The 350-nt window shown below is 52.6% G+C and carries 3 tRNA genes; all 3 read right to left on the reverse strand.

The features are described 5' to 3' along the window. Positions 1-89: 89 nt before the first annotated feature. A tRNA-Ile gene (locus tag LB941_RS12365) sits at positions 90-163 on the reverse strand. A 15-nt stretch (positions 164-178) separates the two neighbouring features. Then, a tRNA-Met gene (locus LB941_RS12370) sits at positions 179-252 on the reverse strand. 22 nt (positions 253-274) lie between these two features. Further along, positions 275-348: transfer RNA gene (locus LB941_RS12375), tRNA-Pro, on the reverse strand. Between the last annotated feature and the right edge of the window lie 2 nt (positions 349-350).

The following is a 350-nucleotide window of genomic DNA, read 5'->3' on the forward strand; positions in this document are numbered from 1 at the left end:
CGAACTCTTGCGTGGTTTGACCCACCTGACGGTTTTCAAGACCGTTCCCTTCAGCCAGACTTGGGTAATCCTCCATATGAAAAATAAAATGGACCTTGTAGGACTCGAACCTACGACCGGACGGTTATGAGCCGTCTGCTCTAACCAACTGAGCTAAAGGTCCAAGTTCCAATAGATATCGCGGCGAAGGGGATCGAACCCCCGACCTCCCGGGTATGAACCGGACGCTCTAGCCAGCTGAGCTACACCGCGAATCTTAGAAATTATTGCCATATCGGGAAGACAGGATTCGAACCTGCGACCCCCTGGTCCCAAACCAGGTGCTCTACCAAGCTGAGCTACTTCCCGAT

It is taken from the genome of Ligilactobacillus ubinensis (assembly GCF_024160875.1).
Taxonomy (GTDB): Bacteria; Bacillota; Bacilli; order Lactobacillales; family Lactobacillaceae; genus Ligilactobacillus; species Ligilactobacillus ubinensis.